The sequence below is a fragment of the Mesocryomonas fontinalis genome (assembly GCF_055730125.2).
Genome location: NZ_JBUZWG020000001.1, coordinates 490,576 through 505,855 on the forward strand (window position 1 = coordinate 490,576; position 15,280 = coordinate 505,855).

General features: G+C 66.1%; 14 protein-coding genes and 1 riboswitch. Of the genes, 8 read left to right on the forward strand and 6 right to left on the reverse strand.

The annotated features are described in order from the left end of the window. Positions 1-76: 76 nt before the first annotated feature. On the reverse strand, positions 77-604 hold the full coding sequence (rcdA, locus tag ACZL02_RS02245) for a protease adaptor protein RcdA (protein WP_472938564.1): 528 nt from the start codon (positions 602-604) through the stop codon (positions 77-79). 371 nt (positions 605-975) lie between these two features. On the opposite strand from rcdA, the gene ACZL02_RS02250 reads away from it, so the two are divergent. Both ACZL02_RS02250 and ACZL02_RS02255 read left to right on the forward strand, forming a co-directional pair. After that, positions 976-1,989 (forward strand): NAD(P)H-quinone oxidoreductase, encoded by a 1,014-nt coding sequence (locus ACZL02_RS02250; RefSeq protein ID WP_472938565.1) that lies wholly within the window; start codon positions 976-978, stop codon positions 1,987-1,989. 190 nt (positions 1,990-2,179) lie between these two features. Further along, positions 2,180-2,878 (forward strand): DUF1013 domain-containing protein, encoded by a 699-nt coding sequence (locus tag ACZL02_RS02255; RefSeq protein WP_472938566.1) that lies wholly within the window; start codon positions 2,180-2,182, stop codon positions 2,876-2,878. Between the two features lie 64 nt (positions 2,879-2,942). On the opposite strand, the gene ACZL02_RS02260 is transcribed toward ACZL02_RS02255, so the two are convergent. Further along, positions 2,943-3,749 (reverse strand): SDR family oxidoreductase, encoded by an 807-nt coding sequence (locus tag ACZL02_RS02260; protein WP_472938567.1) that lies wholly within the window; start codon positions 3,747-3,749, stop codon positions 2,943-2,945. After that, positions 3,736-5,595 (reverse strand): glycoside hydrolase family 15 protein, encoded by a 1,860-nt coding sequence (locus tag ACZL02_RS02265; protein ID WP_472938568.1) that lies wholly within the window; start codon positions 5,593-5,595, stop codon positions 3,736-3,738. The genes ACZL02_RS02260 and ACZL02_RS02265 overlap by 14 nt, the downstream gene beginning before the upstream one ends. Positions 5,596-5,912: 317 nt before the next feature. Between ACZL02_RS02265 and ACZL02_RS02270 the strand changes: the two genes are divergently transcribed. Both ACZL02_RS02270 and ACZL02_RS02275 read left to right on the forward strand, forming a co-directional pair. Further along, entirely contained in the window at positions 5,913-6,989 is a 1,077-nt protein-coding gene (locus ACZL02_RS02270) for a hypothetical protein (RefSeq protein ID WP_472938569.1), read from the forward strand. A 111-nt stretch (positions 6,990-7,100) separates the two neighbouring features. Continuing rightward, complete coding sequence (locus ACZL02_RS02275) at positions 7,101-8,390, forward strand: ATP-binding protein (protein WP_472938570.1); 1,290 nt, start codon at positions 7,101-7,103, stop codon at positions 8,388-8,390. A 140-nt stretch (positions 8,391-8,530) separates the two neighbouring features. On the opposite strand, the gene ACZL02_RS02280 is transcribed toward ACZL02_RS02275, so the two are convergent. Further along, the gene (locus tag ACZL02_RS02280; RefSeq protein ID WP_472938571.1) at positions 8,531-9,124 is read right to left on the reverse strand and encodes a GcrA family cell cycle regulator; all 594 of its coding nucleotides are present in this window, start codon (positions 9,122-9,124) and stop codon (positions 8,531-8,533) included. Between the two features lie 454 nt (positions 9,125-9,578). On the opposite strand from ACZL02_RS02280, the gene ACZL02_RS02285 reads away from it, so the two are divergent. From ACZL02_RS02285 to ACZL02_RS02295, 3 genes are read left to right on the forward strand one after another with little or no spacing between them, the layout of a single operon-like run. After that, entirely contained in the window at positions 9,579-10,790 is a 1,212-nt protein-coding gene (locus ACZL02_RS02285; protein WP_472938572.1) for an aspartate aminotransferase family protein, read from the forward strand. A 20-nt stretch (positions 10,791-10,810) separates the two neighbouring features. Then, positions 10,811-11,734, forward strand: a complete 924-nt coding sequence (gene argF, locus ACZL02_RS02290; protein ID WP_472938573.1) for an ornithine carbamoyltransferase — start codon at positions 10,811-10,813, stop codon at positions 11,732-11,734. Next, positions 11,727-12,755 (forward strand): Hsp33 family molecular chaperone, encoded by a 1,029-nt coding sequence (locus tag ACZL02_RS02295; RefSeq protein WP_472938574.1) that lies wholly within the window; start codon positions 11,727-11,729, stop codon positions 12,753-12,755. The genes argF and ACZL02_RS02295 overlap by 8 nt, the downstream gene beginning before the upstream one ends. A gap of 47 nt (positions 12,756-12,802) precedes the next feature. Here ACZL02_RS02295 and apaG read toward each other — a convergent pair whose 3' ends face one another. Continuing rightward, a complete protein-coding gene (gene apaG / locus ACZL02_RS02300; RefSeq protein WP_472939089.1) occupies positions 12,803-13,195 on the reverse strand; it encodes a Co2+/Mg2+ efflux facilitator ApaG/CorD in 393 nt (130 codons plus the stop codon). Positions 13,196-13,290: 95 nt separating this feature from the next. Here apaG and ACZL02_RS02305 point away from each other — a divergent pair, with 95 nt between their 5' ends. After that, positions 13,291-13,896, forward strand: a complete 606-nt coding sequence (locus ACZL02_RS02305) for a CDP-alcohol phosphatidyltransferase family protein (protein WP_472938575.1) — start codon at positions 13,291-13,293, stop codon at positions 13,894-13,896. Here ACZL02_RS02305 and ACZL02_RS02310 read toward each other — a convergent pair. Next, positions 13,889-15,079 carry an O-succinylhomoserine sulfhydrylase gene (locus tag ACZL02_RS02310; protein ID WP_472938576.1) on the reverse strand — a complete coding sequence of 397 codons (1,191 nt, stop codon included), beginning with the start codon at positions 15,077-15,079 and terminating at the stop codon, positions 13,889-13,891. The genes ACZL02_RS02305 and ACZL02_RS02310 overlap by 8 nt on opposite strands. Before the next feature lie 94 nt (positions 15,080-15,173). Further along, a riboswitch (SAM riboswitch) is annotated at positions 15,174-15,251 on the reverse strand. Positions 15,252-15,280: the final 29 nt, after the last annotated feature.

Genomic DNA, 15,280 nt, shown 5'->3' on the forward strand with positions numbered 1-15,280 from the left:
AGCGAGGCTGGCGGGCGAGACCCGCGCCGCTTTTCCGGAGGAGCCGCCATTCGCGGGAGGCTGGGTCGGGGAAGGCTTAGGAAAGAAACGCCGTCCGGAGCAGGCTGAGCTGCTCGCCAACCGGGTTGGAGCTCCCCTCGAACTGGTCACCCAGATTGCCGTAGATCTCGCGGTCGAGCATCGCGATCCGCCGCTCCAGCTTCAGGGCGCGGTCGACGAGGGAGCAAAAGGCCTCCGGTAGCTCGGCGAACAGCGGCGAGTCGCGGCCGGTGCCGACGCCCTCGAGCCGAACCTTCATCTTTTCGGTCTCGACCTGGGCGCGCGACATGTCGCCCTGGTTCGCCGCGCGCTGCAGTAGCAGCCAGGAGGCGACCTGCATCAGGCGGGTGGTCAGTCGCATCGATTCCGCGGCGTACAGCGTCGCGACCGAGCGCGAAAGCGCCTTGGCGTCGACCCGGCCCTGTCCGTCGAGATAGACCGCCGTCGCATCGACCAGCGCCATGCCCTCGTTGAACAGCGGCTGGAACGACCGGGAGAAGGCCAGATGCTCCGCCAGGCGGATGGTCCGGTCCTCGTCGCGGTGGTCTAGGCTGTTGCTCGTCATCAGAATTTACCGGCTTCGTGTTCCAGGAATGCGATGCTCACGGAAGACTCGGCAATGTAAGCCGGTGAAACCGTTTTTGGAAATTGCTCGGGATGGGCGTGAATGGCAAGGCGCGTTCCGCAAAGTGGTTAATGCGCCTTAAGCAATTTTGCTCCAAGCAGACCATGGCGCGCAACACAAAAAAAAGAGCCGTGCTGACGGCTCTTGGAATTGGCAAACAGGGAGGCATCAGAGGGGATGGCAGGCCATCATGTCTTCCCGAGGAAAGGGATACGGAAATTAAAGTCCATAAACCTTGATGATCCGTTGATCGGGCGGGACATCGATGGCGCTCGCGCTACCTCTCGGCAAAAGCTCCAGAGGAATATCCCATGAACTTGCCCGAGAAAATGACAGTTGCCGCCCTCGACGGCTTCGGCGGACCGGAAGTCTTGAAGCCCGAGGAACGCCCGCTCCCGGTCCCCTCCGCTGGCGAAATCCTGATTGAGGTGCATGCTGCCGGCGTCAACCGGCCCGACGTCCTGCAGCGCCTCGGCGCCTACCATCCGCCGAAGGGCGCCCCGGATTGGCCCGGCCTCGAAGTTGCCGGCCTCGTCGCTGCCGTTGGCGAGGGGGCGTCACGCTTTGCCGTCGGCGACCGCGTCATGGCGCTGCTGCCGGGCGGTGGTTGCGCCGAATATGCAACGGTTGCCGAGAGCAATGCCTTGCCGATCCCCGCCGGCATGGGCTTCGTCGCCGCGGCGGCGGTGCCGGAGACGTTCTTCACCGTCTGGCACAACGTCTTTCAGCGCGGCCGGCTGGTCGAGGGAGAGCGCTTCCTCGTCCATGGCGGCACGTCCGGCATCGGCACGACCGCGATCCAGCTCGCCCGCAGCTTCGGCGCCGAGGTGTTCGTCACCGTCGGCAGTGCCGACAAGTGCGAGGCCGCGACGACCCTCGGCGCGCAGCATGCGATCAACTACCGCGACGCCGATTTTGTCGAGGTGATCCGGCAGGCGACGGAAGGGCACGGCGTCGATCTGATCCTCGACATGGTGGGCGGCGACTATACGCCGCGCAATCTGCAAGTGGCCGCCGAAGACGGTCGCATCGTCCAGATCGCCTATCTCCGGGGGCAGACGGTGTCGATCGACCTGTCGCCGATCATGTTGAAGCGGCTGACGCTGACCGGCTCCACGCTCCGATCGCGTCCCGTCGGCTTCAAGGCGACGATCGCCCGCGAGATCGAGGAATTCGTGTTCCCGCTGTTCGAGGACGGCAGCGTCGCGCCGCTGATCGATACGGTCTATCCGCTGGAGCGGGCGGCCGATGCGCACCGCCACATGGACGATGACCATATCGGCAAGATCGTGCTCACCACGCGCCACAACACCGCCGCGGGGTAGGGGGATCGCGACGCGGCGCCTACGGGCTGGGCGGGGCGGCCGGAAATGCACGGGCATTTCATCGGCACCCGCCTGATTTCCTTGCAGGAGCCGGCGACGATCCGTATAAGATACCTAAATTCCAGAAATTGTGGTGCGATCCACTGCCTTTCCAGCGCAAGCAGGACTGGCGACCAGAAGGACTGTATGCATGGCCCAACTCCTGATGCCGAAGGCGACGGCTGTCTGGCTCGTCGACAACACCTCCCTCTCGTTCGAGCAGGTTGGCGATTTCTGCACGATGCATCCGCTCGAGATCAAGGCGATCGCCGACGGCGAGTCGGCGCAGGGCATCAAGGGCATGGATCCGATCATGACGGGCCAGCTGACCCGCGAGGAGATCACCAAGGGCGAGTCGGACGAGAAATACCGGCTGAAGCTGTCGCTGCCGAAGGTTCGCGTGCCGGAAGCCAAGCGCAAGGGCCCGCGCTATACCCCGGTGTCGAAGCGCCACGATCGCCCGAACGCCATTCTCTGGCTGGTGCGCAATCATCCAGAGCTGAAGGATCCGGCCGTGTCGCGCCTCGTCGGAACCACCAAGAACACCATCGAGCAGATCCGCGACCGCTCGCACTGGAACTCGGCCAACCTGACGCCAATGGATCCGGTGACGCTCGGCCTCTGCTCGCAGATCGATCTCGACCTCGAGATCGAGAAGGCGACCCGCGGCATGCCGCGGCTTGAGGAAGTCGCCGAGGAAGAGCGCCTGCTGTCGGCTGCCCAGACCCAGAACTATCGCGGCCGCGAGAAGGCCGACGACGGCGAGCTGGACGCTGCCGCCGTGTTCGCCAAGCTGACCTCGATGAAGCGGACCCAGGCCGAAGTCGACGAGGACGACGACCAGCGCTGACCTCTGTCCGGAGGGCCTGTCTCGGCAGGTCCTCCAGCGTGCTCTGTGCCTTCTGGAGCCTGGCCTACCCGTTGCCCTTGAAGCCGGGGTAGAGCGTCATCCCGCCGTCGACGAACAGCGTCTGCCCGGTGATGTAGTCGGCCGCATCCGAGACCAGGAAGGCGACGGCGCGACCGATGTCGGCGGGCTCTCCGATACGGCCGTAGGGGATGAGCTTCAGCATCTCCGCTTCGCCGTCCCGCCGCTCGCTGGCATTGATCGGCGTCGCGATGGCGCCCGGTCCTACGGCGTTCACGCGGATGCCCTCGGACGCCACCTCCTGCGCGATCGATCGCATCAATAGGTCCAGCCCTCCCTTCGATGCCGCATAATTGGCATGGAAGGCCCAGGGGATCTGCTGGTGTACCGAGGAGTCGAACACCAGCTTGCCCAGCGCCCGGCTGATGTCGCGCCGTCCCTTTAGGCGGAACCGCCTGACCGCCTCGCGGCCGATCAGGAAGCCGCCGGTGAGGTTGACCGCGATGACGGCGTTCCACGCCTCAAGGCTCATCTCGCCGATCGCCGCATCCTTCTGCAGTCCGGAGTTCGAGACCACGATGTCGATCGGTCCGAGCTTTGCCTCGGCCTCGTCGAACAGGGCGGCGACGGCCGCCTCTTCGGACACGTCCGCCTGGATGGCGAAGGCCTTCTGACCGAGCTTCTCGATCTCGGCGACCGTCTCGGCTGCCCCTTCCGGGGAGCTGCGAAAGTTGACGGCGACATTGGCGCCCGCGCGCGCCAGTTCGATCGCGGTCGCCTGGCCGATGCCGGAAGAGGCGCCAGTGACGATAGCAGCCTGTCCGACGAGGCTGTTGAGTTCAAAAGATGCCATCGGGATCCTCCACGATCTGGAACTGGGCATTGGATGGGTCGCTCTTGTCGCCGTTCAGCGAACGGTCGAGCCAGATCGCCGCTGAGATCAGCGACAGATGCGTCAGGCCTTGCGGGAAATTGCCGAGGTGATCGCCTTGCGCGGAAAGCTCCTCCGCGTAGAGCCCGAGGTGGTTCGCATAGCTGTGCAGCTTGTCGAACAGGAAGCGCGCCTCGGCGGCATAGCCGCTTCGGGCCAGCGCCTCGACATACCAGAACGAGCAGATGGTGAAGGCGCCCTCGCTGCCCTCGAGCCCGTCTTCGCCCTCGCCCTCGCTGATGTAGCGTTTGACGAGACAATCGTGCACCAGATGCTTGCGAACCGCCTCCAGCGTAGAGACCCAGAGCGGGTCGCGTGGATTGATGAACTTGACGAGCGGCATGAGCAGCACGACGGCATCGAGGGTCTTGCCGCCCTTGAACTGGGTGAAGGCGCCGATCTCCGGGTTCCAGAACTCCTCGAGGATCGACGCCTGGATCACGCCGCGTTCATACCGCCACCGCTCGACGTCGGCCGGCAGCGAATGGCGGTCGGCGATCCGCAAGGCGCGGTCGAAGGCGACCCAGCTCATCAGCCGGCCGGAGAGGAATTCCTTGGGCTCGCCGCGGCTCTCCCAGATGCCGTGATCGGGCTTTCGCCAGTTGTTTGCCAGCCAGTCGGTGAGCCGGGCGATCTTCTTCCAGATGCCGTAGGAGGGCTTTCCGCGCGCCTTGGTCGCGATGTACAGCGCATCCATGAACTCGCCGTAGATGTCCATCTGCACCTGCTCGGCGGCGCCGTTGCCGATCCGCACGGGGCGAGAATCCTCGTAGCCGGAGAGGTGATCGAGGTTGGACTCGGTGATCTCGTCGCTGCCATCCATCCGATACATGATGCCGAGATGCGGTTCGCCGTCCTCGGCGATTCGGTCCATCATGAAGCGGATGAAGGATTCGGCCTCCTCGAAATAGCCGAGCCGGGAGAAAGCGTAGAGCGTGAAGGCGGAGTCGCGCACCCAGCAATAGCGGTAGTCCCAGTTCCGCTCGCCGCCGAGGACCTCGGGCAAGCCGAAAGTCCCGGCCGCCGCGATGGAGCCGTGTTGTGCCGAGGTCAGCAGCTTCAGCGTCAAGGCCGAACGCACCACGAGTTCTCGCGCGAAGACGGGATAGGTGCCGGAGCGAACCCATCCGTGCCAGAAAGACCGTGTGGCGACGAAGGCCGACCGGACATACGCGTCGTCGACACTCGGCTGGTCCTTGCGGCCGGGGCAGAAGACGACGTGGCAGGTCTCCCCCTCGCGCAGGAGGATCTCACCGCCGGCCCGGTCGCCATCGATCTCGATCGGCATTGTGGCGTAGAAATAGACGACCTCCGCCCCGTCATTCCAGCTGACGCTGAAGCCGCCGTCGATGGCCGCGATAACCGGTGTCTGACGGGCGTAGTCGGGGCGCGGCGCAACCGACAGGCGGAAGCGCACGTCGCCCATCACCGCCTTCGCCCGGCGGACGATGCGGCCCGACCCATCGACCGGCATGAAGTCGGACACTTCGCCGATCCCGGCATGTCCGAGAAAACGGGTCATCAGGATGTTGGTGTCCGGCAGGTAGATCTGCCGGTGCTTCATCTCGCCATCGACCGCCTCGAAGCGGAAGTAGCCACCTTTCTCGGCATCGAGCAGGCCGGCGAAAAGCGAAGGGGATCCAAAGTCGCTGTGGCAGAAGAAGTCGATGGTGCCGTCGGTCGCCACCAGAGCGAGGGTGCGCATGTCGCCGATGACGCCATGTTCGGAAATCGCATGCGGCATGGTGTCGTGTTGGGGAAGGGCCAAGGCTGCTCCGGGCGGAACTCGATCCGCATGATCTGGGCGAGGGGCGATACGTCGGGGTGACAGGGCAGCCTGTCGAGGCGGCACGTTCGAGAGCGAGCGTGTTCGGCGGTGCGCCTTATCGACGAGGCGGCGTTTTTCGTGCCGCAACCCAATGGATCAGCTGCGCTAATCGTTCCAACGCAACGCAGCATCCCGCGGCTGGACGACCGCCAACAATAGCTTGGGGGTTCTCTTCCCGATCAGTTACTGTCACCCGTAACCTGGTGTAGATTCGACGGTGAGACCGACTTGGAGAGCACACCGACTTGGAGAACAGCATGAGCGCGATGGAAAAAAGCCTGCGGCGCGCGCTCGAAGCCGGTGATTCCAGCAATCCGGCATTTCGCGATACGATCTACACCGCCTCGGAGCGCGCGCTCGAGCGCATGCTGGCGAGTTCCGACGATGCGGACGCCGCGCATGCGCAGCGCGTCCGTCTCGCCGAGACGATCAACCGCATCGAGGAAGACTACTTTATCGCCGAGGCCGGGACCGGCGAGGACGCCCCGGACCCGGACGCCGAGCACGCGGCCGATCCCAACTTCCCGCCGCATCTGCATGACCCGGAAGAAGTGTCGTCCGAGCACAACCGTGTGCCCGACGATGACGCCGACAGGTCCGCTGCTGCTACACCAGAAGACGACGCGGCATCGACCTTGGCCGGCAGGCCCGCCCCCGTCCCTGGTCGCGACGTTCCGACGCATGCTGCGGAGACCTGGTCTCCTGGCGAGGCGCGGCGATCGACGGCCGGTCGCCGGTCGCAGCGTTCCCTCAAACCGCTGTTCCTGGCGCTCGCGGTTCTTCTCGCCGTGTTGTTTGCAGGGGTGTATTTCTTCAAGAATACCATTCTCGGCGGTTCGGACGCGGATGCGGCGCAGACCGGCGCGGCCGACAGTTCCACGGTCGACACGGCGAGCTGGATCAACCTCTTCGACGGGACCCAGCTGGAGCTGATCTCGACGCCGACCGGTGGCGACGTCGCCGCCGTGACCGGCAGCGGCGATCGTCCTGCAGTGCGTCTGGCAGCGGCAGGGGAGGGCGGCGAAGTCGGCGTCGTCATCGGGCCCGGCGTCGTCAACACCATCAAGGGCCGGAAGGTTCGGGTCGAGATCACCGCTGGTTCGGCGGATGGAGCGAGCCGGGAGTTTTCCGTCCGATGCCTATTCGGCGGCGATACGGTCTGCGACCGCCAGCGTTTCACCACCGCGCAGGACAGCCAGCCCTTCGTCTTCGACATGACCGTCCCCGACAATCCAGCAGCCTCCGGATCCATCGCCATCGATCCAAGCTTCGGCGGACCAAAGAGCAATCTCGACCTCTATGCCGTCCGGCTGCGTGATCTCGGCAAGGCCTGACACATGCCTGCCGTACGCAAGGGCTAAGCTGCCGCGTTATCAGCGGCCTGCAGCCGGGCGCCTTGGCGACGGGCGGCGGACGCTTTTTGAAACCGTGCCGAATTTGGATCGATGAGCCAGACCACCAAGCCATCGACCGATCCAGCGCCCCTGCAGCCCCGCCGCCGGGTGTCGTTCGTGCGGATCGTGGTCGCGACGGTTGTGGTTTTCGGCGCGCTCGCGGCGGTCTATCCGCTGGCCTGGGAAGGCATGCTCACCGCCGCCGCGATCATGGTGCTGCTCTGCCTGCTGCCGCAGCGCGGCGAGCGGCGGTCGCGCATCCGCGACGATCTGCGCCGGCATCAGTCGCCGCTCTGGCCCGATGCCGGAACCAAGGCGGTGGTCGAGGCGATGCCGGAACCGGCGCTGCTGATCGACCGCAACCTGCTGCTGCGCTACCGAAACGGCATGTCCGAGCATGCCTTCGGCAACATGCCGCTGGGCGACGCCATCTCGCTGCGCTTTCGCTCGCCCGAACTGCTGGCCGAAATCGACGCCTCGATCACCGGGCAGCACGCCGGCAATGCCGATTTCATCGAGGGCCGGGCCTCCGACCGTTTCTGGTCGGTCGACATCCTGCCGATCCTCGCGCCCCAGAGCGAGCGCCCCGCCTTCTTCCTGCTGCTGTTTCGCGACCGCACCGGCGAGCGACGGATCGAGCGCATGCGGACGGACTTCGTCGCCAATGCCAGCCACGAACTGCGAACGCCGCTGGCCTCGCTGATCGGCTTCGTCGAGACGCTGCAGGGCCCGGCCAAGGACGACGCCGGCGCCCGGGAGCGTTTCCTCGACATCATGCGGGACCAGGCGGCGCGCATGTCGCGGCTGATCGACGATCTGCTGTCGCTTTCGCGGATCGAGATGAAGCGCCACGTCGCCGTGACCGATCCGATCGACCTTGCCGAACTGCTAGCCGAAGTGCGCGAGGCCCTGGCGCCGCTGGCGTCCGAGGCGGGTCTTGCGATCGAGACGTCCTTCGGCACCGGCCCGTTCGTCGTCGCGGGGGAGCGCGACGAACTGCTGCAGGTCTTCTCGAACCTTGTCGAGAACGCCTGCAAGTATGGCGACCAAGGTGACCGGGTGGTCATCTCGCTGCAGCGGACCAAGGCGCGCGACGCGACCTTCATCGATGCCGGGGTCGAGGATTTCGGCAGGGGTATCCCGGCCGAGCATGTGCCGCGGCTGACCGAGCGCTTCTACCGCGTCGATGCCGGCACGTCCCGGTCGAAGCGCGGAACCGGTCTCGGCCTGTCGATCGTGCGCAACATCCTCGTCCGCCACCGCGCGCGGCTGCTGGTGACCTCGGTGGTAGGCAAGGGATCGACCTTCACGGCGCGGTTTCCAGAACCCGAGAAACGTTGACGGCTCTCCGGTCGCGCGACAGCGGCGACGCCTGCCGCGAATGTCCGTGTCGCCATACAGAAAGGCGCGCCTCTCCTTGGAAGAGGCGCGCCCGGTAGGTCGGTGGGCGCTGCTCGAGGCAGCGCCGGTCGTCGAGGAGGTCAGCGGGCGCGGCGGCGCTCGGAGACCGGCTGGAAGGCGATCCGCGCATGGTACTGGCAGTAGGGCGACGCATCGTTCGAGCCATTGCCGCAGAAGCGGAACTCTGCCGACAGGGGATCGCCCAGCGGCCACTTGCAGGTCCGATCGCTGAGCTGGATCAGCGTCAGGTTGCGCGAGATCGGCACCACCTCGCCGGAAACCCGCTCCGGTGGCTCGTCGATCACGACCTCGATCTCCGGATCCATCCGCAGCGCCGTGGCGCCGTGCAGGCCCGAACCGTTGCCCCCGACCGAGCGCAGCATGCTGCGGCCTGCCGACTGGGCGACGGCGGCGTAGCGGACAGCGGGAACCTCGATGTCGACCTCGGTCTCCACCAGGGTCTGCTCGGCGATGGTCGGCTTCGGCTTGACGGCGACCGCGACCTCGGCGACGACCGCCTGGGTCTTGGTCCGGCCTTCGAGCTTCAGCCGGTGAACCTTGCCGATGACCGCATTGCGCGTGACGCCGCCCAACTGTCCGGCGATCTGGCTGGCACTCAGACCTTCGCTCCAGAGCTTGATCAGCAGATTCACGCGTTCTTCTGTCCAACCCATGCCCAGGCTCCTATTTCCGAAACAGTACGGCAGGCGGAATCCCTCATGGGTTCCCGGCACAGGAGTACCGGGATGGCTCACAACATCTATTGTGAAACTAGGTCCGCCGCACGAAATCTAGTGTGTCTCAGGGAAATTTAACTCACCGCTCGACTCCGTGACAAGAGTCGGCGCAACCCCGCAGAATCGATTTGTCGCTTTTCAACAGATACCGCGGCGCAACAGCGTCGAATTTCCCACCGAATTGTCCGGTAATCGATCGGACGGCGCTGTCGTGAGCCTCGCATTGACAGCCGCCGCGTCCCGCATGGTATAGCTTTGAGCTCACGCAACGCACACTAGACGTCGACCCAAGCCTGTCCCGGTGGCAGGCTTTCCGCATTTCCGGGCCAGGTCCGGGTCACATTCATCATCTTGTATCGCCCGTCTCCGGGCGAAGAACGAGTATATTGCCATGTCGACTGCATCCGCCGCCGTTTCGCCGCTCTACTCGACCTATGCACGAGCCGATCTGCGTTTCGAGCGAGGCGAGGGCGTCTGGCTGTTGACGGAGACGGGCGAGCGCTATCTCGATCTCGCGGCCGGCGTTGCGGTGAATTCGCTCGGGCATGCGCATCCGCACCTCGTGGCGACGATGAAGCACCAGGCTGAGAAGCTGTGGCACGTCTCCAACCTCTACGAGATCCCCGGCCAGCGCCGCCTCGCCGAGCGGCTGGAAGCCGCGACCTTCGCCGACCGTGCCTTCTTCACCAATTCCGGTGCCGAGGCGCTGGAGTGCGCGATCAAGACCGCCCGCCGCTATCACTATGTCAACGGCAACCCCGAGCGCTTCCGGATCATCACCTTCACCGGGGCCTTCCATGGCCGGACGCTGGCGACCATCGCCGCGGGCGGGCAGGCGAAGTATCTCGAGGGCTTCGGGCCGAAGGTAGAGGGTTTCGACCAGGTGCCTTTCGGCGACGAGGTTGCGCTCCGGGCGGCGATCACGCCGGAAACCGCGGCGATCCTGATCGAGCCCATCCAGGGCGAAGGCGGCATCCGCACGGTGCCGGCCGAAGAATTGCGCATGCTGCGCGCGCTCTGCGATGCCGAGGGCCTGCTGCTGATCTTCGACGAGGTGCAGTGCGGCGTCGGCAGGACCGGCCGCTTCTTCGCCCATGAGGCGTCGGGCGCGCTGCCGGACATCATGGCGGTGGCCAAGGGCATTGGCGGCGGTTTTCCGCTGGGCGTCTGCCTCGCCACCGAAGAGGCCGCGCGCGGCATGACCGCCGGCACGCATGGCAGCACCTATGGCGGCAATCCGCTGGCCATGGCGATCGGCAATGCGGTGCTCGACGTTGTGCTCGCCGACGGCTTCTTCGAGCATGTCGCCGACATGTCGCTGCGCTTCAAGCAGTCGCTGGCCTCGCTCCAGGACCGCTATCCCGACGTGATCGAGGAAATCCGTGGCGAGGGCCTGTTGCTCGGCATCAAGACGAAGATCGCCAACACCCAGCTGATCGCCGAGCTGCGCGCGCATGGCGTGCTGACCGTGCCGGCCGGCGACAACGTCGTGCGTCTCCTGCCGCCGCTGATCATTTCGGCCGAGGAAGTGCGCGAGGCGGTGACGCGCATCGAGGCGGCGGTTGCCGGCCTGTCCCTGACCTCCGCAAAGCTTCCGGCATGAGCGCGCAGCAGGACCGCAGCATGGCATCCCCCAAGCACTTTCTCGATCTGTCCTCGGTGGCCAAGGCCGATCTTCGCGACATCATCGGCGACGCCGTGGCCCGCAAGGGGCTCGGCCGTGCCGGGCCGCGTCCGCTCGAGGGCAAGGTCCTCGCCATGATCTTCGACAAGCCCTCGACCCGCACGCGCGTCTCGTTCGATGTCGCGATGCGCCAGCTCGGCGGCGAGACGCTGTTCCTGTCGGGCACCGAAATGCAGCTCGGGCGCTCCGAGACCATCGCCGACACGGCGCGCGTGCTGTCGCGCTATGTCGACGCCATCATGATCCGCACCACCTCGCACGACCGGCTGATCGAGATGGCCGAAAGCGCCACGGTGCCGGTGATCAACGGCCTGACCGACGACACCCATCCCTGTCAGATCATGGCCGATCTCCTGACCTACGAGGAGAAGCGCGGGCCGGTCGCCGGACGAACCTTCGCCTGGACCGGCGACGGCAACAATGTCTTGAACTCGCTGATCGAGGCTTCCAGCCGCTTCGACTTCAATCTCCGGATCGCGACCCCCGAGGGTTCCGAGCCGGACGCCGGGCGCATCGCCTGGGCGCGCGGGCAAGGCAGCTCGATCCTCCTGACCACCGATCCGGTCGAGGCCGTGACCGGGGCCGACTGCGTGGTGACCGATACCTGGGTGTCGATGGGACGCGAGGATTTTGCCCGCGGCCATAACGTGTTTGCCCCTTATCAGGTGAACGAGCAGCTGATGGCGCAGGCGAAGGGCGATGCGTTGTTCATGCACTGCCTGCCGGCGCACCGCGGCGAGGAGGTGACCGACGGCGTCATCGACGGACCGCAATCGGTCGTGTTCGACGAGGCCGAGAACCGCCTGCACGCGCAGAAATCCATCCTGGCCTGGTGTTTTGGTGAAGTGAGCGCACATGTCTGAAACCGGTACGTCTTCCGGTCCGGGTCCGTCGGACCTCGGCCAGCACCTCGGTGAGTTCGGCTTTGCGGGCGACGATGCGGTGGTCCCTTTCGCCGTCGAGGCGCTGGATGCGCGCGGCCGCGCCGTGCAGCTCGGCGCCATGCTGGACGAGATCCTGGCGCGCCACGACTATCCCGAGCCGGTGGCCCGCCTGCTCGCGGAGATGATCGTCCTAACCGTGCTGCTCGGCACGTCGCTGAAGTTCGACGGCAAGTTCATCGCCCAGACCCAGACCGACGGGCCGGTCGATCTGCTCGTCGTCGATTTTACCACGCCGTCCAGCGTGCGCGCCTATGCCCGCTTCGATGCTGAGCGGGTGACGGCGGCGGAGGCCGAGGGCAAGACCGATCCGGAAACCCTTCTCGGCGCCGGCACGATGGCGCTGACGGTCGACCAGGGCGGCCACAGCCAGCGTTACCAGGGCATCGTCGCCCTCGACGGCGCCTCGCTGGAAGAGGTCGCCGAAGGCTATTTCCGCCAGTCCGAACAGATCCCGACCACCGTTCGCCTCGCCGTGGCCCGCATTGCCCGGCGGATCGAGGGCGGTGGCTTCCAGGAGTCCTGGCGGGCCGGCGGCTTGCTGGCGCAGTTCCTGCCGAGCGCGCCTGAGCGAATGCGCCTGCCGGACCTGCCGGGCGGCGACGCGCCGGACGGCGCCGACGTCGCGGCGTTCGAGCCGGACGACGCCTGGACCGAGGTCAAGGCGCTGGTCGAGACGGTGCATGCCTCGGAACTGACCGACCCTGCCGTCGGCGTCGAGCGACTGCTGTTCCGCCTGTTCCATGAGCGGGGCGTGCGGGTCTACCCGCCGACGAAGGTGCTCGACGACTGTTCCTGCTCGCGCGAGCGGATCAAGGAAGTGCTGTCCAACTTTTCCGCGGTGGAGATCGAGGAGAGCATCGAGGACGGCCAGATCGCCGTGACCTGCGAGTTTTGCGGCGAGCATTACACGTTCACGCCGGACGAGTTCGACAAGGGCTGAGGCCATAGGGCGGGCATTGCCCGGCGCCCCTTACGCCGGGCGTCCCTCTAGTTGAGAACCCGCTTGCCCTGCGGCGCATCCAGCGAAAACGCCGGAATAGTGACCTCGAAGGTTCGCCCGTCCGGCACTTCCATCGAGTAGTGCCCGCGCATGATGCCCGAGGGCGTCGGCAGCGGGCAGCCCGAGGTGTAGGTGAAGCTGTCGCCGGGCGTCAGGATCGGCTCCTCGCCGACGACACCGGGGCCGCGAACCTCCTCGACGTGCCCGCGCCCATCGGTGATCTGCCAGAAGCGGGAGCGCAGCTGCACGGTATCCCGGCCCCCGTTCTCGATCTCGACGGTATAGGCGAACACCCAGCGGCCGGATTCAGGCTCCGACTGGCTTTCGAGGTAGTTCGGCGTCACCGTCACGGTGATATGGCGGGTTGTCGCCTTGTACATGTCGGCCATCGCGCTTGCGGGTTCTTGAGCTTGGTTATCGCGTCGGCACGCCATGAGGTCAATGCGCTCGGCGCATGTCGTGCGGGAGAGAGACGATGTTCGACGGAATGCTGAAACGCCTGATCGATCCGGCTCTCCAGCGGCTGGCGGGCGCTCTGCAGCGCACCGGGGTCGGCGCCGATGGCGTCACGGCGGCGGGCCTCGCGCTTGGCCTCGGGGCCGCGCTTGCGATCGGCCTCGGATCTTTCGCGACCGGCCTCGCGCTGATCCTCGTCTCTCGCCTCTGCGATGGCCTCGACGGAACGCTGGCGCGGCTGCGCCGACCGACCGACCTCGGCGGCTATCTCGACATCGTCTTCGACTACATCTTCTACGGCGCGATCCCGCTCGGCTTCGCCTTCGCCGACCCCGCCGCCAACGGTCTGCCGGCGGCGGTGCTGCTGATGAGCTTCTATGCCAATGGCGCGAGCTTCCTCGGCTTTGCCATCATCGCGGCCAAGCGGGGGCTGTCGACCGAGGCGAGGGGGCAGAAGTCGCTCTACTTCACGACTGGGTTGGCGGAGGCCAGCGAGACGCTTCTGGTGTTCGCGCTCGCTTGCCTCTTCCCGTCGGCCTTCCCGTGGCTCGCCTATGGCTTTGCCGCGCTCTGTGGTGTCACCTGCATCAGCCGCATCCTCCTGGCGACGCGCCAGTTCAGATAGCGGCGAGCGCGCCGGCGATGTCTTCCTGGAGATCGTCGATGTCCTCGAGCCCGAGCGACAGGCGTAGCAGCCCGTCGGAAATGCCGAGCTCGGCGCGGTTTTCAGGCGAGAGGTTCTTGTGCGTCGTCGTCGCCGGATGGGTGATGAGGCTCTTGGCGTCGCCCAGGTTGTTCGAGATCTTGATGATCTCGAGCGCGTTGGAGAAGCGGAACGCCGCCTCCTTGCCGCCCGCGAGCTCGAACGCCACGAGCGTCGAGCCGCCCGTCATCTGCTTGGCGATCACCGCCGCGTCCGGATGGTCGGCGCGGCCGGGATAGAGCACCTTCGAAACCAGGCCGGAGGCGGCGAACTGCTCGGCGACCGCGCCGGCGCTCTGCGTCTGCTGGCGAACGCGCAGCGGCAGCGTCTCCAGTCCCTTCAGAAGCGTCCAAGCATTGAACGGCGACAGCGACGGGCCGGTATGGCGGAAGTAGTCCTGCAGGTTCTTGTCGATCCACTCCTGGTTCGACAGGATCACGCCGCCGAGACAGCGGCCCTGGCCGTCGATGTGCTTGGTGGCGGAGTAGATGACGACGTCGGCGCCGAGCTCCAGTGGCTTCTGCTGCATCGGGGTCGCGAACACGTTGTCGACCACGACGACGGCCCCGGCGGCATGCGCGATTTCGGCGACGGCGGCGATGTCGACGATCTCCAATGTCGGATTGGTCGGCGTCTCCATGAAGAACACCTTGGTCTCCGGCCGAACCGCGTCGCGCCAGGCGTCGAGGTCGCGGCCGTCGACGAAGGTCGAGGCAACGCCGGCACGGCCAAGGACGGTCTCGACGACGTAGCGACAGGAGCCGAACAGCGCGCGCGAGGAGACGATGTGGTCGCCGGCCTGCACCTGGCACTGCAGCGCGGCGGCGACGGCGGCCATGCCGGAAGCGGTCGCGCGGGCATCCTCGGCGCCTTCCAGCGCCATCATCCGCTCCTCGAACATGCGGGTGGTCGGGTTGCCGTAGCGCGAATAGATGAAGCCGGGCTCGTCGCCCTTGAAGCGGGCCTCTGCGGCCTCGGCGCTGGGGTAGACGAAGCCCTGCGTCAGGAACAGCGCCTCGGAAGTCTCGCCAAAACCGGAGCGGACGGTTCCGCCATGCACCATCTGCGTTGCCGGCCGAAGCTTGCGCGGGGTCTTGTCGGACATGTCTGTTCTCCGTTCATGCGCGTCGGGCGCCACAGGGAAGCGGTCGCCAAAGAAAAACCGGCATCTGCGTCGCCGCAAAGCCGGTCCTGGAGCGTCGCCGTCCTGATCGGCCCTTTAGCGAGTTGTTTAACGTGGCTGCAAGCCGGCCGGCCAAATCACCACGAATTATCAAGGCGAAGAATAGGCCCCGGGTGGAAAGAG